Origin of the sequence: Halorubrum sp. ASP1 (genome assembly GCF_005435135.1) — an archaeon.
Lineage (GTDB): Archaea > Halobacteriota > Halobacteria > Halobacteriales > Haloferacaceae > Halorubrum > Halorubrum tropicale.
In genome coordinates, this window is the sequence record NZ_SGUA01000019.1 from 1 (window position 1) to 19776 (window position 19776).

At 71.3% G+C, this 19776-nt stretch carries 23 protein-coding genes; 12 read left to right on the forward strand and 11 right to left on the reverse strand.

The features are described 5' to 3' along the window. The first annotated feature begins 365 nt into the window (after positions 1-365). The gene (locus EXE48_RS17080; protein WP_137712096.1) at positions 366-1547 is read left to right on the forward strand and encodes an aspartate kinase; all 1182 of its coding nucleotides are present in this window, start codon (positions 366-368) and stop codon (positions 1545-1547) included. A 26-nt stretch (positions 1548-1573) separates the two neighbouring features. Here the strand turns inward: EXE48_RS17080 and EXE48_RS17085 are convergent, their stop codons facing one another. Next, positions 1574-1999: a hypothetical protein gene (locus EXE48_RS17085; RefSeq protein ID WP_137705061.1), complete on the reverse strand. Its 426-nt coding sequence runs from the start codon at positions 1997-1999 to the stop codon at positions 1574-1576. A gap of 89 nt (positions 2000-2088) precedes the next feature. Between EXE48_RS17085 and EXE48_RS19460 the strand changes: the two genes are divergently transcribed. Then, the gene (locus EXE48_RS19460) at positions 2089-2178 is read left to right on the forward strand and encodes a hypothetical protein (RefSeq protein WP_443984494.1); all 90 of its coding nucleotides are present in this window, start codon (positions 2089-2091) and stop codon (positions 2176-2178) included. After that, positions 2178-3059 carry a DUF7089 family protein gene (locus EXE48_RS17090; RefSeq protein WP_137712097.1) on the forward strand — a complete coding sequence of 294 codons (882 nt, stop codon included), beginning with the start codon at positions 2178-2180 and terminating at the stop codon, positions 3057-3059. Before EXE48_RS19460 ends, EXE48_RS17090 begins: the two co-directional genes overlap by 1 nt. Positions 3060-3089: 30 nt before the next feature. Here EXE48_RS17090 and EXE48_RS17095 read toward each other — a convergent pair whose 3' ends face one another. Next, a complete protein-coding gene (locus tag EXE48_RS17095; protein WP_053770266.1) occupies positions 3090-3668 on the reverse strand; it encodes a DUF7090 family protein in 579 nt (192 codons plus the stop codon). Between the two features lie 238 nt (positions 3669-3906). Between EXE48_RS17095 and EXE48_RS17100 the strand changes: the two genes are divergently transcribed. Together EXE48_RS17100 and EXE48_RS17105 are read left to right on the forward strand one after the other, a co-directional pair. Continuing rightward, entirely contained in the window at positions 3907-4479 is a 573-nt protein-coding gene (locus tag EXE48_RS17100; protein WP_053770267.1) for a magnesium transporter, read from the forward strand. Further along, entirely contained in the window at positions 4476-5051 is a 576-nt protein-coding gene (locus tag EXE48_RS17105; protein WP_053770268.1) for a magnesium transporter, read from the forward strand. The genes EXE48_RS17100 and EXE48_RS17105 overlap by 4 nt, the downstream gene beginning before the upstream one ends. A gap of 22 nt (positions 5052-5073) precedes the next feature. Here the strand turns inward: EXE48_RS17105 and EXE48_RS17110 are convergent, their stop codons facing one another. Beyond that, on the reverse strand, positions 5074-5517 hold the full coding sequence (locus EXE48_RS17110; protein ID WP_053770269.1) for a hypothetical protein: 444 nt from the start codon (positions 5515-5517) through the stop codon (positions 5074-5076). Between the two features lie 66 nt (positions 5518-5583). On the opposite strand from EXE48_RS17110, the gene EXE48_RS17115 reads away from it, so the two are divergent. The 5 genes from EXE48_RS17115 (at position 5584) to EXE48_RS17140 (ending at position 12928) form a co-directional block, all read left to right on the forward strand. Beyond that, positions 5584-6261 carry a class I SAM-dependent methyltransferase gene (locus tag EXE48_RS17115; protein ID WP_053770270.1) on the forward strand — a complete coding sequence of 226 codons (678 nt, stop codon included), beginning with the start codon at positions 5584-5586 and terminating at the stop codon, positions 6259-6261. 459 nt (positions 6262-6720) lie between these two features. Then, positions 6721-9171, forward strand: coding sequence for an ATP-dependent DNA helicase (locus EXE48_RS17120; protein WP_137705065.1), 2451 nt, complete (start codon positions 6721-6723; stop codon positions 9169-9171). After that, complete coding sequence (gene cgi121, locus EXE48_RS17125; RefSeq protein WP_137705066.1) at positions 9168-9761, forward strand: KEOPS complex subunit Cgi121; 594 nt, start codon at positions 9168-9170, stop codon at positions 9759-9761. Before EXE48_RS17120 ends, cgi121 begins: the two co-directional genes overlap by 4 nt. A 362-nt stretch (positions 9762-10123) precedes the next feature. Continuing rightward, the gene (locus EXE48_RS17135) at positions 10124-10717 is read left to right on the forward strand and encodes an IMP cyclohydrolase (protein WP_121599866.1); all 594 of its coding nucleotides are present in this window, start codon (positions 10124-10126) and stop codon (positions 10715-10717) included. 81 nt (positions 10718-10798) lie between these two features. Further along, positions 10799-12928, forward strand: coding sequence for a S9 family peptidase (locus EXE48_RS17140; protein ID WP_137705067.1), 2130 nt, complete (start codon positions 10799-10801; stop codon positions 12926-12928). 24 nt (positions 12929-12952) lie between these two features. On the opposite strand, the gene EXE48_RS17145 is transcribed toward EXE48_RS17140, so the two are convergent. From EXE48_RS17145 to EXE48_RS17160, 4 genes are all read right to left on the reverse strand, one after another. Then, positions 12953-13327, reverse strand: a complete 375-nt coding sequence (locus tag EXE48_RS17145) for a helix-turn-helix domain-containing protein (RefSeq protein ID WP_137712098.1) — start codon at positions 13325-13327, stop codon at positions 12953-12955. 55 nt (positions 13328-13382) lie between these two features. Then, entirely contained in the window at positions 13383-13622 is a 240-nt protein-coding gene (locus EXE48_RS17150) for a DUF8001 family protein (protein WP_053770276.1), read from the reverse strand. 38 nt (positions 13623-13660) lie between these two features. Continuing rightward, complete coding sequence (locus EXE48_RS17155; protein ID WP_053770277.1) at positions 13661-14347, reverse strand: DUF5828 family protein; 687 nt, start codon at positions 14345-14347, stop codon at positions 13661-13663. 92 nt (positions 14348-14439) lie between these two features. After that, complete coding sequence (locus EXE48_RS17160) at positions 14440-14697, reverse strand: DUF8007 family protein (protein ID WP_053770278.1); 258 nt, start codon at positions 14695-14697, stop codon at positions 14440-14442. Between the two features lie 187 nt (positions 14698-14884). Between EXE48_RS17160 and EXE48_RS17165 the strand changes: the two genes are divergently transcribed. Continuing rightward, a complete protein-coding gene (locus EXE48_RS17165; RefSeq protein ID WP_137705069.1) occupies positions 14885-15268 on the forward strand; it encodes a cupin domain-containing protein in 384 nt (127 codons plus the stop codon). Beyond that, positions 15261-15893 carry a DUF8052 family protein gene (locus tag EXE48_RS17170; protein WP_053770280.1) on the forward strand — a complete coding sequence of 211 codons (633 nt, stop codon included), beginning with the start codon at positions 15261-15263 and terminating at the stop codon, positions 15891-15893. The genes EXE48_RS17165 and EXE48_RS17170 overlap by 8 nt, the downstream gene beginning before the upstream one ends. A 90-nt stretch (positions 15894-15983) precedes the next feature. Here EXE48_RS17170 and EXE48_RS17175 read toward each other — a convergent pair whose 3' ends face one another. From EXE48_RS17175 to EXE48_RS17190, 4 genes are all read right to left on the reverse strand, one after another. Further along, positions 15984-17870: a carbon starvation CstA family protein gene (locus EXE48_RS17175; protein ID WP_053770281.1), complete on the reverse strand. Its 1887-nt coding sequence runs from the start codon at positions 17868-17870 to the stop codon at positions 15984-15986. Between the two features lie 224 nt (positions 17871-18094). Continuing rightward, a complete protein-coding gene (locus tag EXE48_RS17180; protein WP_053770282.1) occupies positions 18095-19048 on the reverse strand; it encodes an ArsA family ATPase in 954 nt (317 codons plus the stop codon). A 28-nt stretch (positions 19049-19076) separates the two neighbouring features. After that, complete coding sequence (locus EXE48_RS17185) at positions 19077-19373, reverse strand: DUF7990 family protein (protein WP_053770283.1); 297 nt, start codon at positions 19371-19373, stop codon at positions 19077-19079. 93 nt (positions 19374-19466) lie between these two features. Next, positions 19467-19676, reverse strand: a complete 210-nt coding sequence (locus EXE48_RS17190; RefSeq protein WP_121599872.1) for a hypothetical protein — start codon at positions 19674-19676, stop codon at positions 19467-19469. Positions 19677-19776: the final 100 nt, after the last annotated feature.

The window sequence follows — 19776 nt, forward strand, 5'->3', positions numbered from 1 at the left end:
GGGGAGTCCGGGCCCACGACCCCGCGGGCCCGGACTCCCCGACTCCCCGGCCCCTCGGTTCCGCGGTCGCCACGCCGCGTTCCGCGACTGCTTCCCCCGTCGATCGACGCCGTCCGGATCTCCGGTGATCGTTCGTTTCGATTTCCCGGTGTCTCCCCCGTCCTTTCGTGCGGTTCTGCGATTCGGGCGACCCTTGTCGAAGAGGATACTGTTATCCGGCTTCCTCCGCTACGCAGTGGCATGTTTACCGATCGCCGCAGACCGAGCCGGGACTCCGGCTCCGGTTCGGGCCGCGCCGTCCCGCTCGCCCGCCGCCGACCACACCCCCGACACCGAGCGCCTCGCGCTTCCGACGAGGTAGCCGCATGCGCGTAGTCGCGAAGTTCGGCGGCACGAGCCTCGGGAGCGGCGACCGGATCGAGCGCGCGGCCGACTCGGTCGCGAGCGCGGTCGCCGCCGGCCACGAGATCGCGGTCGTCGCGAGCGCGATGGGGTCGACCACCGACGACCTCCTCGACGACATCACCTTCGAGACGGACGACGCCGACCGGGCCGAGATCGTCTCGATGGGCGAGCGCACCAGCGTCCGGATGCTGAAGGCCGCGCTGTCGGTTCGAGACGTCAACGCCGTCTTCCTCGAACCGGGCCACCCGGACTGGCCGGTCATCACGGACGAGCTCGGCGAGGTCGACGTGGCGGAGACGAAGAAGCGCGCGCGGAAGGTCGCCGCCGACATGGACGGCGTCGTCCCGATCATCACCGGGTTCCTCGCCGAGGACCACGACGGCAACGTCACCACGCTCGGGCGCGGCGGGTCGGACACGACCGCGGTGATGCTCGGCAACTACGTGGACGCCGACGAGGTCGTGATCGTCACCGACGTCGAGGGCGTGATGACGGGCGACCCGCGCGTCGTCGAGGGCGCGCGCAACGTCGGGCAGATAACCGTCGACGAGCTGCGAAACCTCTCGTTTCGCGGGGCCGAGGTCGTCGCGCCCTCCGCGCTCTCGTACAAGGACGAGGACCTCGCCGTCCGGGTCGTCCACTACCAGCACGGCGACCTCCTCCGGGGCGGCACCCGGATCGAGGGCGAGTTCGAGAGCCTGATCGACATGCGCGAGGAGCCGCTGGCGTGTCTCACCATCGCGGGCCGGGCGATCCGCAACCGACCCGGGATCCTCTCGGAGCTTTCGAACGCGCTCCGCGCCGAGGAGATCAACATCGACGCGGTCGCCTCCGGCATGGACTCGGTCACCTTCTACGTCGACGTCGAGGTCGCCGAGACCGCCGAGGCGCTGCTCCACGAGGCGGTCGTCACCGACGAGGCGCTCTCCTCGGTCACCGTCGCCGACCCCATCGCCGTGATCCGCGTCACGGGCGGCGAGCTCCCCAACCAGTCCGGCGTCATCCAGGACATCATCGCGCCCATCGCGGACGCCGGGATCAACATCATCGACCTGATCACCAGCGCCACCTCCGTCGCGGTGTTCGTCGACTGGGACGACCGCGAAGAGGCGCTCGGCATCGTCCAAGAGCGGTTCGACTGACCGGATCGATCCGACCTCACCGGCTCTCAGCCGCCCTCCTCCGGATCGAACCGATACCGCGTCGTCGCGCCGTCGATCCGCGGTCCCGAGCCGACCGCCCGGAACCCGACCGCCTCGGCCGCGTCGGCCGCGGTTCCGTCGGCCGGCAGGACGGCTTCGACGGTCATCCCTTCCCGGGTCGCGAACCCCACCGGCTCCTCGAACAGGCGCTCGACCGGGTCGGGGGCGCCCTCGACGTTCGTCACGTGGACGACGCCGTCCCGCACGTCGAACGCGACGAACCCCGCGACCGCGTCGACCGCGGTGTCGTCGCCGGCGTCCGCGTCGGCCCCGTCGGTCACGCCGACGCGAACCGACCGATCGTGGATCATGTCGCGGACGACGCCCTCGGGGCGCCCCGTCATCGACGCGAGGGCCGCGGCGTCGGCCTCGACCCCGTCGCGAACTCGCATACCTCCGCACTCTCCCCCGACGACATAAAATCGCCGCCCGGTCGCCGCGGACCGGATGATTTTAACGACCGGCGCGCCCAGTGGCACGCATGAACAAATCGACCCAGATCGTGGTTGGTACGATCGGCGTCTCGGCCGTCCTCTCGGTGCTCATCGTCCTCTCGTACGTCTTCGCCTGATGTTCTCGTCCCGGTCGCTCGACGACGACCTCGCGGCGGTCCGCGACCGGTACGCGCCCGGGTCGCCCGTCCTCGACGTCGACGCCGACTTCGAGACGCTCCCGCCGGCGGCCGCGGAGGACCTCGGGCTCTTCGTCGACGGGCTCGACCCCGCCTCCTACCCGGCCGAGTGGCTCCCGGACTCGGTCCCGGACCTGCTCCGGAAGCACGCCGGGCCGGCGTTCACCGTCGGGCTGCCCGGCGACGGTACGGTCGTCCGGACGGCGCAGACCGACCCGCCGGCCGTCCTCGTCAAGCGCCGCGCGGAGGGGACGCCGGACGACTTCCTCGCGTTCCTGATCGCCGAGCGGCTGGTTCAGATCGGCCGCGAGCCGGCGCCGGGCGCGGTCCACGGCGACGCCTCGAACGGCGGCGACCCGGTCGGCCTCCCCGAGTCGTTCCTGCCCTTCTTCGGCGAGCGCTACCGCGACCTCGACGCCGCGATCCGCCGCCCGGACCCGGAGACCGGCGAGTCGACGACCGGGTTCGGTCCGACCGACGTCTTCCAGGTCGCGAACGCGCTGTTCGACGCGTGGGTCGGGCTCCACGCCCGCGACGCGTTCGCGTCGTGGGAAGACGAGTATCCTCGGCTGTTCGACGCCTGGGTCGACGCGGGCGACCGGCTCTCCGGGCGGCTCGGCGACCTCTCCGGCGAGGTGGCGCGCGGCGACACCGACTTCCCGGCCGCGACGGAGTACGCCTGCTCGGCGGTCAAACACGACCTCGACCCGCCGGCGCCGTACGGCGCGCTCGACACGACCGCCTACCGGGAACGCGGGGCGCCCTACGCGGTCGCGTGGGCGGAGAAGACGTTCGCCGCGCTCGTCGACGACGAGGAGTAACGGGGCGCCCGCTCGCGGCGAAACCGCCGTTCAGATGTCGACGACGACGTTGCCGTCGCCGTCGAGGTCGATGACGCCGTCGAACAGGTCGCGGAACCGGTCGAGGGTCGCGACCTCGTGGACCTCCTCGGAGAGGTGGAAGATGCCGACCGCGTCGTGTTCGTCGAGCAGGTCGAGGATCTCGGCGGCCGCCTCGTACACGGCGTCGTCGTCGGCGTAGTAGGCCATCTCGGTGAGCGAGTCGACGGAGACGCGTCGCTTCCCCTCGTTCTCCGTGAGGAACCGCTCGACGCGGTCGACGACGCCGTCGAGGTCGTCCGGCGCGGAGACGTAGTAGACGTCGTCGGACGTGCGGCGCGAGTAGCCGCGCTCGACGGAGAGCGTGTCGAGGATGGTCGCCTTCGTCTCGTCGACGTCGTAGTACTCCAGCTTCTGTTCGACCTCGCGCGCCGTCGTCCGCGTCGAGACGACGAGGAACGCGTCGGTGTCGGTCTTCAGGAAGTCCGTGTCGATCCGGTCCGTCTCGCCGATGCTCGGGTGAATGAGGAGCAGTCCGGTCCCGCCCGGTATCGCCTCCGGCCCGTTCTCGATGGCGAGGGAGTAGTCCATGGGATCGGAACTCGCCGGACCGACTTAACGGTGCGGGCCGGGGCGTCCGAGACCGTCGGACGCGAGCGGGTCGCTCGGTCCGCGTCCGGCCGGCATTGCGCTCGATCGCGTCCACCCCTTCGTTTCGTTTGGAAGTTCTGATAGGTATGCGTCTGTCGGTCGGCCGACCGCCCGCAAGCCGACGGCTCTCGGGTCGCGCCGGTCGGTTTTTTTGCCCCGCCCGCCGTCGGTGCGGTCGATGCCCGGGCACGACTCCGCGCGCGACGTCTACCGGCAGGCGCTCCCGGTGATAGCCGTCAGCCTGATCGCCGGGCTGTTCGCGGGGACGATACTCGCCTCGGAGACAATGCGCGCGAACATCGCGGAGGTCCCCGGCCTCCTGCTGCTGCTGCCGGCGTTCCTCGCGACCCGCGGCGGGGTGTACGGCTCGCTCGGCGCCCGGCTCTCGACCGGCCTCCACCAGGGGATCATCGAGCCGCGGTTCCGCCCGGACCGCCGGCTCACCAACGCCGTCGTCGCCTCCTTCCTCAACGGGATGACCGTCTCCGTGTTCATCGCGGTCGTCACCTACGCGACGCTCGTCCTGTTCGGCGACGGCGGGAGCCTCTTCCAGCTGGTCGGCGTGATGGTCGTCGCCGGCTTCCTCTCCGCCGTCCTCATGATCACCGTGCTCATCGCGGTCATCTTCGTCGGCTACCGCCGCGGGCTCGACCCCGACAACGTCATCGGGCCGGTCGTCACGACGCTCGGCGACGTGTTCGGGGTGTTCTTCCTCCTCGTCGGGGTGGCCGTCGTGGGGGCCGTCTCGTGACCGAGCCGCAGTCGACCGTCGTCGACGAGTGGTCGGTCCGGCGGATCGTCCGGACGATGATCCCGCTTTTGGCCGCGCTGTCGGTGCTCCAACTCGTCTCCGGCACCGTGCTGGAGACCTACGAGGCGGTCCTCCTCCGGTACCCGGCCCTGCTCGTCCTCGTCCCGGTCCAGATCGGGACGGCCGGCAACCTCGCGTCGATCACCTGCTCGCGGCTCACGACGCAGCTGTACCTCGGGACCTACGAGCTCAGCCCGTCGAACCCCGCGCTCCGGGCGAACGCGGGCGCGGTGTTCGCGCTCGCGGCGACCGTCTTCGGCGCCGTCGGGATCGCCGCCTGGGCCATCGGGCTCGCGCTCGGCGGGTCGCTCGCGCTCGGCCGGGTGCTACTGATCTCGCTTGTCTCCGGCATGGCGCTCGCCGCGCTCGTCGTCGCCGCCAGCGTCGCCGCCGTTGAGGCGTCCTACCGGATCGGGCTCAACCCCGACGACACGACGATTCCGGTGGTGACGAACCTCTGTGACATCGCCGGCGTGTTGATCCTCTTCGCGGTCGTCTCGGTCGTGCTGTGAGGACCGACCGGCTCGAACCCAACTAGAACACGCTGTCGGCTGTCGCGGCGCCGACGACGCTGAACACGGCGCCGACGGCGACGGCCTTCGCGGTCGTCGCGACCACCGCGCCGTCACCGATCCCGCCCTCGACGAGGAACGTTTCGGGCGCGTCGAAGATCAGCGCGAGCAGGAGGACGGAGCCGAACGCGACCGTCATCAGCGAGACGAACCGCGTCGGGATCCCGACGAGGTCCGGCTCCTCGTCCACGTCGCGGCCGGTGTCGGCCCGGTACAGCGCGGCGTAGCCGATCAGCCCCACGAGCACGGCGGTCACGGTGGCCTGGATCCAGTTCATCCCCGCGGCGAGCTCCCACACCTCCGCGGTGACGACGAACGGCCCCGCGAGCAGGAAGCCGCCGACCGACTGCTGGGCAATGTCGGCCACCCGGAAGTGCGGTCGGCGGAGCGCTCGCGGGCGTTTCATGTCCACCTCCGGGACCGGAGTCGGTAAAACACCGCCGTTTTTCACCGCTCTCCCCGTTCGGCCGGTATGAGCGTTCGCGAGGAGTTCGACGAGTGGGCGGCCGCGGGGAAGGACCGCGGCATGGAGGACCGGCACTGGCACACCGCGAAACACGTCTTGGCGCGGATGCCGGTCGAGGCGGGCGACGCCGTCCTCGATCTAGGGACCGGCTCCGGCTACGCGCTCCGCGCGCTGCGCGAGCGGGGAATCGGGCGGGGGTACGGCCTCGACGGCGCCCCGGAGATGGCGACCAACGCCCGCGAGTACACGGACGACGGCGCGGTCGGCTACCTCGTCGGCGACTTCGACGAGCTCCCCTTCGCCGACGACTCGCTGGACCACGTCTTCTCGATGGAGGCGTTCTACTACGCGAGCGACCCGGTCCACACCCTCGAAGAGATTCGTCGGGTACTCCGGCCGGGCGGCACCTTCTACTGCGCGGTCAACTACTTCGAGGAGAGCGAGACGACCCACGCGTGGCAGGAGAACATCTCGGTCGAGATGACGTTGTGGTCGCGCGAGGCGTACCGCGAGGCGTTCCGCGAGGCCGGGCTGTACGTCGCCGAACAGGACGCGATTCCGGATCGAGAGGTGGAGATTCCGGAGGCGTCGGAGTTCCCGACCGAGGGGTACGAAACGCGCGAGGCGATGGTCGACCGGTATCGGACGTGGGGGACGCTGTTGACGGTCGGCGTCGCTCCCTAACGCGTATTTCCTTTCGATCGACGGCGTCCGTCCCGATCCCTCGTGAGCGACTGCTCTCGTGAGGGCCGCCGCCGAAGCCCCAGCCGTGAGGGCTCGCGCGGCTCGCTGTGGTCCTCGCTCCGTCGCTCGTTTCACTCGCTCCGTCGCTCCGGTCCTTGCTTCGCCGTGCTTCGCCCTCACGGCTGCCCCTTCGAGCCCCGCCCTGCCGCGACCGCCCCGCACCTCACGCCTCCCCAGCCTCGGGGTTCGCTCCGGGCTCCCTGCGGTCGCCCGTCGCTCACCGCGTCCCTCGCGCGTGCTCCTCGCGACCTCCGCTTCGCTCCGGCCGCTCGCAGGCACGCGCCACCGCGGTTCTGTTTGTGCGTATCCGTCGCCGTCGGCGGTCGCGGCCGCCTTCGTCGTCTCCCGCCATCGCGCTCTTCCGACGGTTTAAATCGAGTCGGGGCCCAGACTCCGGTAATGGAACCGAGTTCGCTCTCCGGGCTCCCCGCGGGCGTCGGCGAGGCGCTCGAGGCGGAGGGCGTCGCGGAGCTGTACCCGCCCCAGGAGGCGGCCGTCGACGCGGGCGTCACCGACGGCGAGAGCCTCGTCGCGGCCGTGCCGACCGCGTCCGGCAAGACCCTGATCGCCGAGCTCGCGATGCTCTCCTCGGTCGAGCGCGGCGGGAAGGCGCTGTACATCGTCCCGCTGCGCGCGCTCGCCAGCGAGAAGAAGGCCGAGTTCGAGCGCTGGGAGGACCACGGCGTCACGGTCGGCGTCTCGACGGGCAACTACGACTCCGACGGCGAGTGGCTCGCCAGCCGCGACGTCATCGTCGCCACCTCGGAGAAGGTCGACTCGCTCATCCGCAACGGCGCGCCGTGGATCGACGACCTCACCTGCGTCGTCAGCGACGAGGTCCACCTCGTCGACGACTCCCACCGCGGCCCCACGCTCGAAGTCACCCTCGCGAAGCTCCGCAAGGTGAACCCCGGCCTCCAGACGGTCGCGCTCTCCGCGACCGTCGGTAACGCCGACGTCATCGCCGACTGGCTCGACGCCGAGCTGGTCGAGTCCGACTGGCGGCCCATCGCGCTCCGCACCGGGGTCCACTTCGGCAACGCGATCAACTTCGACGACGGGAGCCAGCGCGAGGTGCCCGTCGAGCGCGGCGAGGACCAGACCGCGAGGCTCGTCGCGGACGCCTTGGACACCGAGGAGGACGGGCAGGGCGGCTCCTCGCTCGTCTTCGTCAACTCCCGACGCAACGCCGAGTCGTCGGCCCGCAAGCTGACCGACGTGACGGGCCCCCGGCTCACCGGCGAGGAGCGCGACCGCCTCCGCGAACTCGCCGAGGAGATCCGCGGCGTCTCCGACACGGACACTTCCGAGGACCTCGCGGACGCGGTCGAGCGGGGGTCGGCGTTTCACCACGCCGGGCTCGCGAGCGAGCACCGCAGCCTGGTCGAGGACGCGTTCCGCGACCGGCTGATCAAGTGCGTCTCCGCGACGCCGACGCTCGCGGCCGGCGTCAACACCCCCGCCCGCCGGGTGATCGTCCGCGACTGGCGCCGCTACGACGGCGAATTCGGCGGCATGAAGCCGCTCGACGTCCTCGAAGTCCACCAGATGTGCGGCCGCGCGGGCCGCCCCGGCCTCGACCCCTACGGCGAGGCGGTCCTGCTCGCGAACAGCGCCGACACCCGCGAGGAGCTGTTCGACCGGTACGTCTGGGCCGAGGCCGAGCCGGTCCGCTCGAAGCTCGCGGCCGAGCCCGCGCTCCGGACGCACGTCCTCGCGACGGTCGCGTCCGGCTTCGCCGCCACCCGAGACGGGCTGCTCTCCTTCCTCGATAACACCCTCTACGCGACCCAGACCGACGACGAGGGGCGACTCGCCGCCGTCACCGACACCGTCCTCGACTACCTCGACGTGAACGGCTTCGTCGAGCGCGACCGCGACGGCGGGAGCGAGGGGCTCGCCGCGACCGGCATCGGCCACACCGTCTCGCGGCTCTACCTCGACCCGATGAGCGCGGCCGAGATACTCGACGGGCTCCGCACCGTCCCGGACGGCGCGGACGACGGGGGCGCCGGCGACTTCGTGCCCGCCGACGGCGCCGCCCCCGGGCCCGACGCGGACGCCGACGACGCCGGGTTCACGACCTACACGCGGGCGAACGACGACGGGAACGAGCCCGCCGAGACGACCGAGTCGGACGCCGGCGACGGTCCCGCCGTCACCCCGCTCGGCCTCTATCACCTCGTCAGCCGGACGCCGGACACCTACCAGCTGTACCTCAAGTCCGGCGACCGCGAGGAGTACACGGAGGTCTGCTACGAGCGCGAGGCCGAGCTGCTCGGCGACACCCCCTCCGAGTACGAGGACGTGCGGTTCGAGGACTGGCTCGCCGCGCTGAAGACGGGCCGCCTCCTGGAGGACTGGGCGAACGAGGTCGACGAGGACCGGATCGCGGAGCGGTACGGCGTCGGGCCGGGCGACATCCGCGGAAAGGTCGACACCGCGGAGTGGCTCCTGCGCGCCGCCGAGACGCTCGCGCGCGACGTGGAGGGCATCGACGGCGACGTGGTCGTCCAGGTGCGCGAGGCCCGCAAGCGACTGGAGTACGGCGTCCGCGAGGAGCTGCTCGACCTCGCGGGCGTCCGCAACGTCGGCCGCAAGCGCGCCCGCCGCCTCTACGAAGCCGGCATCGAGAGCCGCGCCGACCTCCGCGAGGCGGACAAGGCGGTCGTCCTCGGCGCGCTCCGCGGCCGCGAGCGCACCGCCGAGCGCATCCTGGAGAACGCCGGCCGCGAGGACCCCTCGCTCGACGGCGTCGACCCCGACAGCTCGGCCTCCGCGGCGGCGACCGCGGGCGCGGACGCCGACGGCGACGGCGACGGGCAGGCGAGCCTGGGTGATTTCGGATGACGGCGCCCGCGACGGACGCCGACGGGGAGCCGGCGCCCGCCCCCGCGGTCCGTCTCGTCGCCGGGGCGTTCGCGGTCGCCGACCTCGACGCGTTCCTCGCCGACCTCGACGGGATCGCCGCGGAGACCGGCGCGGTCGTCCAGGCGTTCGACGCCGACCTCGTCGTCTCCGGGACGCAGCTCCGCGAGGCGGCGCGGCTCGCCGCCCGGGCTATCGCCCGCGGCGAGGCAGTCGCGCGCGACCCCGGCGTCGAGGTCCTGCTGTACGCCGCCGGGCGCCGACAGATCGACCGCGCGCTCGAACTCGGCGTCGCGGAGGACGAGCCTCGGGCCGTCGTCCTCGCCGCGGACTTCGGCGACGTGCCCGGCGCGGACCGTCCGCCGGCGGACCTCGACGGGGCGGTGGAGGCGGTCCGGGGACTCGCGCTCGACTCGGCCGAGCTCGCCGAGGGGGACGCGCCCGCGACCGGATTCGACGAGGAGCGCGTCCGCGAGTTCTACGGCGTCACCGACCGCGAGCTCGCCGCGACGAACGGCGGCCTCGCCGACGCCGTCCGCGAGCGCGTCGCGCTGCTGGACGTCGAGAAGTGACCGCGGACGCTCCGCTGCCACCCCTTCGTTTCGACTGGAGACCGCGGGACGGCGGCGCCGCTCGGTTCTAGGCGAAGCGAGACGCGAGAGAAGTAGTCCATCCTGGATTCGAACCAGGGTCGTTGCCCCCAGAAGGCAACAGGATTGGCCACTACCCCAATGGACTCCGTACTAACCGATAGCCAGTACGTCTTTGTAAGCGTTGCGCGTTGCGGCCGCCGTGCGATCGGTTGACGGGACGGCTTCCCGGCGGGGCGCGGTCGGGAGGGAGGGGTGGCCGCGCCGGGGCCGACCACCTCTCGCCGGATCGCGTTCGTGGGCATATCGACGCGCTTTACAGGACCGAATCCGCACGACCCTGTATGTACGTCGGACGATTCGTCGTCGTCGCGCCCGGCATCGGCGGCTACCGCGTCTCCTCGCGCTCGTTCCCGAACCGTCGCGTCCGCGACCGCGGCGGGACGCTCACCGTCGGGCCGACGGCGGACGCGCCCGAGACCGACAACCCGTACGTCTCGTACAACTGCGCGCGGGCGGTCGAGACCCCGACCGGGGAGCCGCTCGCGGTCCTCGGCAACGGCTCGCACGTCGACCCGATCGCGGAGAAGCTGGCGCGCGGCTACCCCACCCGCGACGCGCTCGCGTCGGCGCTGCTCGCGCTCGACTACGAGAAGGACGACTACGACACGCCCCGCGTCGCCGGCGTCGTCGGCGCCGACGCGGCGACGATCGGCACCGTCCGCCGCGACGCGCTGCTCGTCGAGTCGGTCGAGGAGCCGACCGTCGTCGCGACCTACGAGACGGACGCCCCCGAGCCGTACGACCTGACGGCGACCGACGCCGGGTCGGTCGCGACCGAACTGCTCGGCGCCGACCTCGAACACCCCGTCTGCGCCGCGGGCGCGACCGTCGACGGCGACGGCGTCTCGCTCGCGTTCGACAACGGCGGCGACTGATCGTCCCCGCCCGAGAATATCGACCGCCGACCGCCTTTCCGCCTCCCGACGCCTTTTGGCTCCCCCGTCCGAGTGACGGGCATGGAGCCGATCACCGCCGCCGACTACCACGATCTCGCGGTCCCGTCCGACCCCCGCGTCTCGCCGGACGGCGACCGCGTCGCCTTCGTGCGCCGACAGCCGAACGGCGACGACAGCTACGAGACCACGGTGTACCTCGTCGACGCCGCGGGCGAGGGCGAGCCGCGCCGCCTCACCCTCTCGGAGGGTTCGGACGCCGAGCCGCGCTGGAGCCCCTCCGGCGACCGCCTCGCGTTCACCTCCACCCGCGGCGCCGACGACGACCGCCAGCAGCTGTGGGTCCTCCCGCTCGACGGGGGCGAGGCCCGCCGCGTCACCGACGCCGTCGGCGGCGTCTCGCAGATCGCGTGGTCGCCCGACGGCGAGCGGATCGCGTTCGTCCAGTCCGTGACCGCCGGCGACCGCGAGGCCGACCGCGACCTCGCGGTGCCGGACGGCTACGAGCCCGAGGAGCACCCCGACCCGCGCGTCATCGACCGGACCGTCTACCGGGCCGCGGAGCGCTACTTCGACGGCCGGCGCCCCGGCGTCTACGTCGTCGACGCCGACGCCTCGGTGGGCGGCGTCACCGACCCGGATCCGGCCGAGTCGGGCGCCGTCGAGCGCGTCACCGACCGCGACGCCGACTTCGCCGCCCCGTCGTGGGGCGACGCCGACACCCTGTACTACACCGAGGCGGTCGGCGACGACCCCGACGACTCCGTCGAGATCGCGATCCGCGCCCACGACCTCGCGAGCGGCGAGTCCGAGGCAGTCCACACGACGACCGGCTGGGGCGCCGCGCTCGCGGCGACCGCCGACGGCCGCGTCGCCTTCACGCACGCGGAGCCGGAGCAGGTGTCGATGCAGCCGACCGACCTCCGCGTCCTCGACGCCGAGTCGGGCGCCGTCACCGACCTCACCGGCGGTATCGACCGCGGGCTCGCCCGCGACACGGCGCCGCAGTGGGGCCCGGACGACGAGACGCTGTACTTCGCCACGCCCGACGAGGGGAAGACCGCGCTGTGGCACGTCCCCGCCGACGGGAGCGCCGAGCCCGAGCGCCTGCTCCGGCCTGGGACCGTGTCGGGCGCGACGGTCGGCGGCGACGCGGGCGCCGACCCCGAGTCGGTGACCGTCGCCTACGCCGCCAGCGAGTGGGACCACCCCGGCGACGCGTTCGCGTACGACGCCGCCGCGGACGAGACGACGCGGCTGACGGAGCTGAACGCCGACTACCTCGCCGAGCGCGCGGTCGGCGAGCCGGAGGAGGTCCGCTTCGAGTCCGACGGCGTCGAGATCCAGGGGTGGCTGCTGACGCCGCCGGCGGCCGACGGGGACGCGGCCGCCGACGCCGACGAGCCGTACCCGCTCGCGGTGGAGATCCACGGGGGACCGCACGCGATGTGGTCGACCGCGGGGACGATGTGGCACGAGTTCCAGACGCTCGCCGCCCGGGGCTACGCCGTCTTCTGGTCGAACCCCCGCGGCTCGACCGGCTACGGCGAGGCGTTCATGCAGGCGATCGAGCGCGACTGGGGCGCGGTCACCCTCGACGACGTGATGGCGGGCGTCGAGACGGTCGCCGACCGCCCCGAGATTGACGCCGACAACGCCTTCGTCACCGGCGGCTCCTTCGGCGGGTTCATGGCCTCGTGGGCGGTCGGGCAGACCGACTACTTCCGCGCGGCCGTCGCCCAGCGCGGCGTCTACGACCTCACCGGCTTCTACGGCTCGACCGACGCCGCCTACAAGCTCGTCGAGGGCGACTTCGACGCGGTGCCCTCCGAGGAGCCGCAGTGGCTCTGGGAGCAGTCGCCGACCGGCCACGCCGACGCGGTCGACACGCCCACGCTGCTCATCCACTCCGAGGACGACACGCGGACGCCGATCTGTACGGCGGAGCTGTACCACCGGATCCTCCGCAAGAACGGCGTCGACACGCGGTTCGTCAGGTACCCCCGCGAGGGCCACGAGCTCTCCCGGTCGGGCGAGCCGGCGCACGTCGTCGACCGCATCGAGCGGATCGCCCGGTGGTTCGACGGCTACTCCGAGTACCACGACGCCGAGCGCGCGCTCGACCGCCCCGAGGACGACGGGCTGACGGCGGGCGCGGACGGGGACGGCGAGGGGAACGGCGACGAGTCGTAACCGGAACGCGCCCGCAGCGCCCGCTCAGCGCTCGTCGGGGTCGAACCCGTCGATGGCGTCGTGGACGTCCGCGACCCACTCGTCGAGCGCGTCGTGGAGGCGGCGCTTGGCCTCCCGGACCGGGATCGCGGTGTACTGGTACACGTAGCCGCCGGAGTCGAGCAGCCGGCGGCGGCGCTCGACGAGCCCCTTCTCCCGCAGGGTCGACAGCGACCGGTTCACGTTCGACCGGTCGCGGTCGAGCGCGTCGGCGAGCTCCGAGACGGTGCTGCCCGGGTACTCCAACAGCGCGAGGTACGCGCGGCTCTCGTGGTCGCGCACGCCGAAGACGCAGGAGAGGACGTGTTCGAACGACGGGGAGGCGTCGCCGACGAGGTCCTCTATCTCGGGGTCGCTCATGTCACTCGTTCCGCGCGCGGCGGTGTTAAACCTCCGTCATCCCCGCGCGGCGCGGTCACTCCTCGGCCGCGTAGCCCATCTGGTCGAGACAGCCCCGCATCCCGGACTCGTCCGCGTGCCGGTGGAGGTTCGTCGGCGTGTCGCAGTGGTACGTCTCCCCGTCGTACCGCAGCGCGACCTCGTGGTTGGCGCCGGCGACTTCCACGTCGACGAGGATCCGCCGGCCGTCGTTGAGCGCGTCGATGAGTTCGTCGGCGGACAGCTCGCCCGCCTCGACTCGGAGTACCTCGCTCATGGATGCGATTCGGCGGTCAGCGAGTTAAAAGCGACCGATCACGTCGTCGTCGAGTCCGGGCCGCCCTCCTCGGCGGGCGGCTCGACGCCCTCGGCGGCCGCGACGTCCTCCGTCCGCTTCTCCGCCTCGACGTGCCAGCGGTCGATATCGGCCTCGTACTCGTCGAGGACCGCGGACACCTCGTCTTTCAGCTCGTCGTCGTTCACGTTCACCTCGAAGACGAACGTCTCGCCGTCCTCGGCGCGGGCGACCTCCTGGATGTTGGCGCTGACGAGCTCGTTGTCGAAGTAGTACGGCGCCATCTGAGTCATCACGTTGCGGTAAACGGCGTCCTCGACCTTCCGGAGCGCCTTCCGACTGGCGGAGTCGGCCGCGCGGGCGACGTGTTCGATCGACTCGCCCCAGCTCTCGCGGGCGCTCTCCGTGTCGTTCTCCTCGACCTTCTCGTAGGACTCCGTGAGCTTCTCGCCGGCCGTCTGGAGGTCGTCGCCCGGCGACTGCCCCGCGCGCTCGCCTTCCCCCTCGTCGACTGACGCCTGCGCCGCGGTCTTCTCCGAGACGTCCTCGTCGATCCGCTCGTGGGTCTTGGGACGCCACTCGTCGAACTCGTAGTAGGCGTCGCCGTCGACGCCGACCTCTCGGAGCGCGAGGGCGATCCGCTCGCCGTGTTCGACGACGTCGCCCCAGTCGCCGCGCACTTTGAAGCCGGAGATGCTCTCTTCCATCGGTTGCCACCGTTACGGAACGGACGCGTATAAGTCTCCCCGAACTGACGTGACCTGCCGCTCGCGGGTCGACGGCCGAGCCGCGGCCGACGCTACTTACCGTACGCGACCCGGCGCGCGAACGCGTCCAGCCGATCCTTGAGGTCGCCGAGGTACCCCGCGGGCGAGACGCGCCGGACCGCCGACTCGTCGACCTCGATCCGGTCGCCCCGGAAGGGATCGCGCTCGGCCCGCTCCTCCGGCGACTGGTCCTTCGCGACCGCCCCGACGACCGTCGACATCGAGCAGCGCCCGCACGCCTCCGCCTCGACCGACTCGTCGGCGCCCGTCCGGTCGGCCTCGTCTGTCATGGTCGTTCACCGTGCGATACGGTGTCGCGGGTCTTAAATCCGCGGCTCACTCCGAGCGAGGCGGGTTCGCGCCCGCCGCCGATTCTCCGCGGACCGACCGAACCGCCTCGCGCTACCGCCGCCGCCCGAACCGCCGCGCGCTACCGCCGCCGACGCCCTTTTGACCCCCTCCGTGGAATGCGTTCGCATGGGATATCGCGTCGTGGACGTCGACGCCGTCGAACCGGAGCCGGACCGCCCCTGCGAGTGTCGAAAACTGTCCGACCCCGGAGGGCTCGACGCGGCGGCCGTCAACCGGTTCCGGGCGGCGCCCGGCGAGCAGCTGCCGCTCGCGTACCACTACCACGAGACCCAACAGGAGGCGTTCTACGTCCTCGACGGGACGCTCGCGGTCGAGACGCCCGACGAGACCTACGAGGTCCCGGCCGACGACCTGTTCGTCGTCGACCCCGAGAGCCCGCAGCGCGCGTACAACCCGGCCGACGCCGACGACCCGGTGACGGTGCTGGCGATCGGCGCCCCGCCGGCCTCGGGCGACGCCGTCGCCTACGACCCCGACGACGATGAGTGAGAACGCGGCGCCGGGCGAGGCCCCCCGTCGCGACCCCGAGGAGCTGCCAGCGGAGATCCGCGAGGCGGTCCCCGACTACGACGACGAGTACCTCGACCGCGTCTCCGACCGGCTGATGTACAGCTACGACCTCGACCGCGACGTCGTCGTCGACGGCGAGCGGTTCGACATGACCGCGGAGATGCGGGTGCGCAACCAGAAGCAGTTCCTCCACCCCGCGCTGAGCTACGCGGACCACGACATGCGAGAGTTCGTCTTCGCCCGCCGGGTGGCGACGCCGAGCGTCGACGAGGCCGAGCGGCTCGTCGAGTTCGCCCACGGCGTCGCCGACGAGCGGGTGGACGCCCACGAGGAGCACTACGGCACCGACGTCACCGTCGTCCTCGTCGCCGACCGGATCCCCGACGACGTCGCCGAGTTCGTCGACGGGTTCCGCGACCGCACCCTCCTGACGTTCGGGTACTACGGCCACTACGAGGTGAACCTCGTCGTCGTCGCGCCCGACCGAGAGTCGCTCGTCGCCAGCGAGAACGCCGACACCGCGGCCGCGTTCCGCCTGTGGGAGCGGGTCGACTCGCAGGACGAGGGGTTCCTCTCGCGGTTCGCGAAGCGCTTCTGGAGCTGAGCCGCCGACCGGGCGGCGCCGTCGCTCCCCGTCCGGGCCGTCGAGTCGGCGAAAAAATCCGTTCCGCGACGAACGCGACCGGAGCGCCGGTCAGTCGTCGCTCGGTTCGGCGGCCGCCCCGCTCCCGCCCCGCACGCTCGTGATGTTGCCGTAGCCGATGCGCACGAGCGACAGCGCGAGATAGATGAGCACGAACGCCAAGCCCATCTGGACCACCGCCGATATCTGTCCGCTGAGCGCGGTGACGTTCCCGAGGATGAGCTTCTGATAGAGGTTGTCCCACAGCGCCACCCACGACAGCCCGAGGACGGTGATCGTCACCATGATCGTCATCGGGACGCCGGTGGAGGCGAGCTGCTTGGACTCGTCCCAGTTGGCGAGCCAGACGGTCGCCGCGAGCAGCGCCAGCGCGGCGAGCAGCTGGTTCGCGCCGCCGAACAGGGCCCACAGCGTCACCCACTCGCCGGAGATGACGAGCAGGTACGCGACGAGCGACTGGACGACGGGGTTGGTGTACCGCCCCTTCGCGAAGCTGCCGAGGTCGGTCGAGAACCCCGTGGTCGTCCCGCTCCCCCGGGTTCCGACGATCTCCTCCATCATGTACCGACCGAGCCGCGCCGCGGTGTCGGTCGAGGTGAGGAGGAAGCTCACCAGCACGAGCGCCATGAACGGCGCGCCGAAGCTCTGCGGGATCCCGAGGCTGGTGAGGATGATCCCGCCGCCGGTCGCGAAGTTCGGCAGCGCGCCGCCGATGCCGCCGCCGGCGGCCGCCGAGGTCGCGCCCGCCACCGCGAGCGTCGAGATCGCGACGGACGCGAGCAGCCCCTCACCGAGCATGCCGCCGTAGCCGATGAGGCGCGCGTCGCTCTCCTTGTTCAGCTGCTTGGCCGTCGTCCCCGACGACACCAGCGAGTGGAAGCCGCTGATCGTCCCGCAGGCGATGGTCACGAACAGCAGGGGGAACAGCGGCGTGATCCCTCTGGTGTCGATCGCGAGTTCGCTGCCGAAGAAGCCCATGTACGCCCCGATCGAGGGGTCGATCGTCAGCGGCTGCGCGGAGGTGCCGAGCAGCGTGCCGACGATGATCGCCAGGAGCGCCCCGCCGACGCCCGAGTACAGCAGGAACGACGACAGGTAGTCGCGCGGCTGGAGCAGCACCCACACGGGGAGCGCGCTCGCGAGCGACGCGTAGATGAGGATGACCGGCACCCACGCGGCGACGTTCGGCTGGAGGATGGCGTCGGCGCTCATCACGGCGCCCGGCAGCCAGGCGCCGTTCCCGAGGAATTCGAAGAGCACGATGGTCCCCGCGGGGTAGGCGCCGGTCTCGACCGCCGGGAACAGCGCGAGCGGGTACTGGATACCGAGCCAGACGCCCGCGAACACGCCGGCGACGAACACGACCGTCCCCGGCAGGAACGGGCCGTCGAGCTGGTAGAGGTAGACCCCGAACGCGAACGCGAGCCCGATGTACACGAGGCTCGCGGTCGCGGCCGACGGGAACGCGTTCAACACGATTCCGACGACCAAGGCGAACACCGCCACCACGAGGATGATGGTGAGGAACGCGAACCACAGCAGCATGTTCTTGCCGCGCTCCCCGACGTACTCCCCGATGATGTACCCGATCGACTTCCCCTCGTGTCGCATCGACCCCGACAGCGAGATGAAGTCGTGGACCGCGCCCATCAGCGGGTTGCCGATGGCGACCCACAGAAGCGCCGGGACCCACCCCCAGATGGCCCCGGCGGTGATCGGGCCGACGATCGGCGCGCCGCCCGCGATGCTTGAGAAGTGATGCCCCAGTAGCACCGGCTTCTTCGCCGGTACGTACTCCTGGCCGTCCTCGTACTTGTGTGCCGGCGTCTCCCGGTCGTCGTCGAGTTCGACGAACCGAGAGAGGTACCGCGAGTAGCCCATGTATCCCACGGTGAACGTACTGAGCACGGCGACGACGATCCAAATTACACTTGTCATGAGTTCCCTGCCTCGTGGTACCGGTTCACTATGCCGAACTTAAACGTTACTTTCGTTCATGATGGTTAACGACAATATCTGCCAGTCGCACTTTCGTCGCCGCGGGGATTCGATTTATTTCTCCAGTTAATCGATGAAATCCGATCCGCCGTCGCCCCGATCGACCTCGCGCGCGATCCGGGGCGGCGGTGCGGTCCGGCGGAACTCGGCCGGCGCGCCGCGCGTCACGGCTCGACGTCCAGCGACGCGGCCACGTCGGCGAGCACGTCGCCGCGGACCTCCGTCGTGCGCGACTCGATCTCGGCGACGAGCGGCGGGTCGAACCCCTCGCGCACCTGCGCGAGGCGGTCCCGTTCGGTCTCGACCTTCTCGCGGAGGTAGCGCGCGCCGCGCCCGGTCTCGTCGTCGTCCGGCGACGGCGTGAGCTTGTTCGCCACTAGGCCGCGGACGCGCAGGTCGCGGTCGGTGAACCCCTCGATCGCCCGCGCCGTCTCGTTGACCGACAGCTGGTCGGGGTTGAACACGAGGAAGAAGGCGGCCTCGTTTCGCATCGTCTCGCCGGCGTACTCGAAGAACTCCTTGCGCTGCTGGAGCCGCTCGATCACGGGGTCGCCCTCCAGCAGGCGTCGCGGCTCCATGTCGCCGACCGCGGCCTTCTCGAACAGGTCGATCGACTGCTTGCGCTTGTACAGCAGCCGGTCGATCCAGTCCCCGAGGAAGTCAGGAAGCCCGAGCAGCCGCAGCGTCGAGCCCGTGGGGGCGGTGTCGAAGACGACCCGGTCGTACGGCTCGCTCTCCGTGCGCATCACGTCGACGAACGCGTCGAACAGCGCCGACTCGTACGCGCCCGGCGTGCCGTGAGACATCTCCAGCTGGCGGTTGATCTCCGAGACCATCGCCGCCGACACCTGCTCCGAAAGCGACTCGCGGATCTCGTCTAAGTGCCGTTGCATCTCGTCTTCGGGGTCGATCTCCATCGCGTCGAGCCCCTCGACCCCGGTGACCGACTCCGGCTCGTCGCCGAACCGCTGGTCGAACACGTCCGACACCGAGTGGGCCGGGTCGGTGGAGACGACGAGCGTCCGGAGGCCCTCGCGGGCGCAGCGGTGGGCGTACGCGCACGAGACGGTCGTCTTCCCGACCCCGCCCTTGCCGCCGAAGAAGACGAACTGCTCCATCAGTCGGGGAGTGAGCGCCGGGCCGTCATCAGAAGTGGTACTGCTGGCCCTTGCGCTCGATGAGGCTGTCGCGGTCCCACAGCCGCCGCTCCCACGCCTCGAACTCGTCTTCGAGGTACGGGAGCAGCTCGGCGGTGTAGTACGACACCGGCGACGGGATCCCGAAGGCGTCGGGGAAACACGCCAGCATGAACTCGTCTTCGGTGTCCTCGGCCTCCTTCTCGATCTTCTCGTAGGCCGGGTGCGTGATCATCCCGTGATACAGGCCTCGGGCCCACTCCTCGAGGACCGCGCGGAACCGTTCGATCCGATCGGCTACTGTCATCGTCTGTCATGACTCCCCTCGCGTGCTAAAAGCTGTCGCGGTCGGGGCGGCGAGGCTCGGATCCGGGGCGGGGGTCGCCCGTTACGTCGGTCCTCAAGCGGCGTTGCCGTCCGGGAGTTCGCTCGCCGACTCGTCGGACTCGCCGTCCTCGGCGTCGTCCAGTCCCGGTCGGTCGTCGTCGCCGGGGCTCGGGCTGTGGATGTCGCTGTCGAGCGCTCCCCAGACGAGGTACAGCATCGCGGCGACCATCAGCACCGTCACCGTGATGCTGACCAGCGAGACGGTAGCGGCGGACAGAACCATGTCCCGAGTTCGACGACCACCGCCTATCAACGTATCGGCTCGGAACGCGCTCGGTCCGCCCCCGATCCGGCGGACGCCGCCGGGGGCTTGAAGAGCGTCG

Excerpts from the sequence above, each read along its gene's own strand:
- EXE48_RS17080 (WP_137712096.1), top strand. The coding sequence starts at position 366 with ATGCGCGTAGTCGCGAAGTTCGGCGGCACGAGCCTCGGGAGCGGCGAC.
- EXE48_RS17085 (WP_137705061.1), bottom strand. The coding sequence starts at position 1,999 with ATGCGAGTTCGCGACGGGGTCGAGGCCGACGCCGCGGCCCTCGCGTCG.
- EXE48_RS19460 (WP_443984494.1), top strand. The coding sequence starts at position 2,089 with ATGAACAAATCGACCCAGATCGTGGTTGGTACGATCGGCGTCTCGGCC.
- EXE48_RS17090 (WP_137712097.1), top strand. The coding sequence starts at position 2,178 with ATGTTCTCGTCCCGGTCGCTCGACGACGACCTCGCGGCGGTCCGCGAC.
- EXE48_RS17095 (WP_053770266.1), bottom strand. The coding sequence starts at position 3,668 with ATGGACTACTCCCTCGCCATCGAGAACGGGCCGGAGGCGATACCGGGC.
- EXE48_RS17100 (WP_053770267.1), top strand. The coding sequence starts at position 3,907 with ATGCCCGGGCACGACTCCGCGCGCGACGTCTACCGGCAGGCGCTCCCG.
- EXE48_RS17110 (WP_053770269.1), bottom strand. The coding sequence starts at position 5,517 with ATGAAACGCCCGCGAGCGCTCCGCCGACCGCACTTCCGGGTGGCCGAC.
- EXE48_RS17115 (WP_053770270.1), top strand. The coding sequence starts at position 5,584 with ATGAGCGTTCGCGAGGAGTTCGACGAGTGGGCGGCCGCGGGGAAGGAC.
- EXE48_RS17120 (WP_137705065.1), top strand. The coding sequence starts at position 6,721 with ATGGAACCGAGTTCGCTCTCCGGGCTCCCCGCGGGCGTCGGCGAGGCG.
- cgi121 (WP_137705066.1), top strand. The coding sequence starts at position 9,168 with ATGACGGCGCCCGCGACGGACGCCGACGGGGAGCCGGCGCCCGCCCCC.
- EXE48_RS17135 (WP_121599866.1), top strand. The coding sequence starts at position 10,124 with ATGTACGTCGGACGATTCGTCGTCGTCGCGCCCGGCATCGGCGGCTAC.
- EXE48_RS17140 (WP_137705067.1), top strand. The coding sequence starts at position 10,799 with ATGGAGCCGATCACCGCCGCCGACTACCACGATCTCGCGGTCCCGTCC.
- EXE48_RS17145 (WP_137712098.1), bottom strand. The coding sequence starts at position 13,327 with ATGAGCGACCCCGAGATAGAGGACCTCGTCGGCGACGCCTCCCCGTCG.
- EXE48_RS17150 (WP_053770276.1), bottom strand. The coding sequence starts at position 13,622 with ATGAGCGAGGTACTCCGAGTCGAGGCGGGCGAGCTGTCCGCCGACGAA.
- EXE48_RS17155 (WP_053770277.1), bottom strand. The coding sequence starts at position 14,347 with ATGGAAGAGAGCATCTCCGGCTTCAAAGTGCGCGGCGACTGGGGCGAC.
- EXE48_RS17160 (WP_053770278.1), bottom strand. The coding sequence starts at position 14,697 with ATGACAGACGAGGCCGACCGGACGGGCGCCGACGAGTCGGTCGAGGCG.
- EXE48_RS17165 (WP_137705069.1), top strand. The coding sequence starts at position 14,885 with ATGGGATATCGCGTCGTGGACGTCGACGCCGTCGAACCGGAGCCGGAC.
- EXE48_RS17170 (WP_053770280.1), top strand. The coding sequence starts at position 15,261 with ATGAGTGAGAACGCGGCGCCGGGCGAGGCCCCCCGTCGCGACCCCGAG.
- EXE48_RS17175 (WP_053770281.1), bottom strand. The coding sequence starts at position 17,870 with ATGACAAGTGTAATTTGGATCGTCGTCGCCGTGCTCAGTACGTTCACC.
- EXE48_RS17180 (WP_053770282.1), bottom strand. The coding sequence starts at position 19,048 with ATGGAGCAGTTCGTCTTCTTCGGCGGCAAGGGCGGGGTCGGGAAGACG.
- EXE48_RS17185 (WP_053770283.1), bottom strand. The coding sequence starts at position 19,373 with ATGACAGTAGCCGATCGGATCGAACGGTTCCGCGCGGTCCTCGAGGAG.
- EXE48_RS17190 (WP_121599872.1), bottom strand. The coding sequence starts at position 19,676 with ATGGTTCTGTCCGCCGCTACCGTCTCGCTGGTCAGCATCACGGTGACG.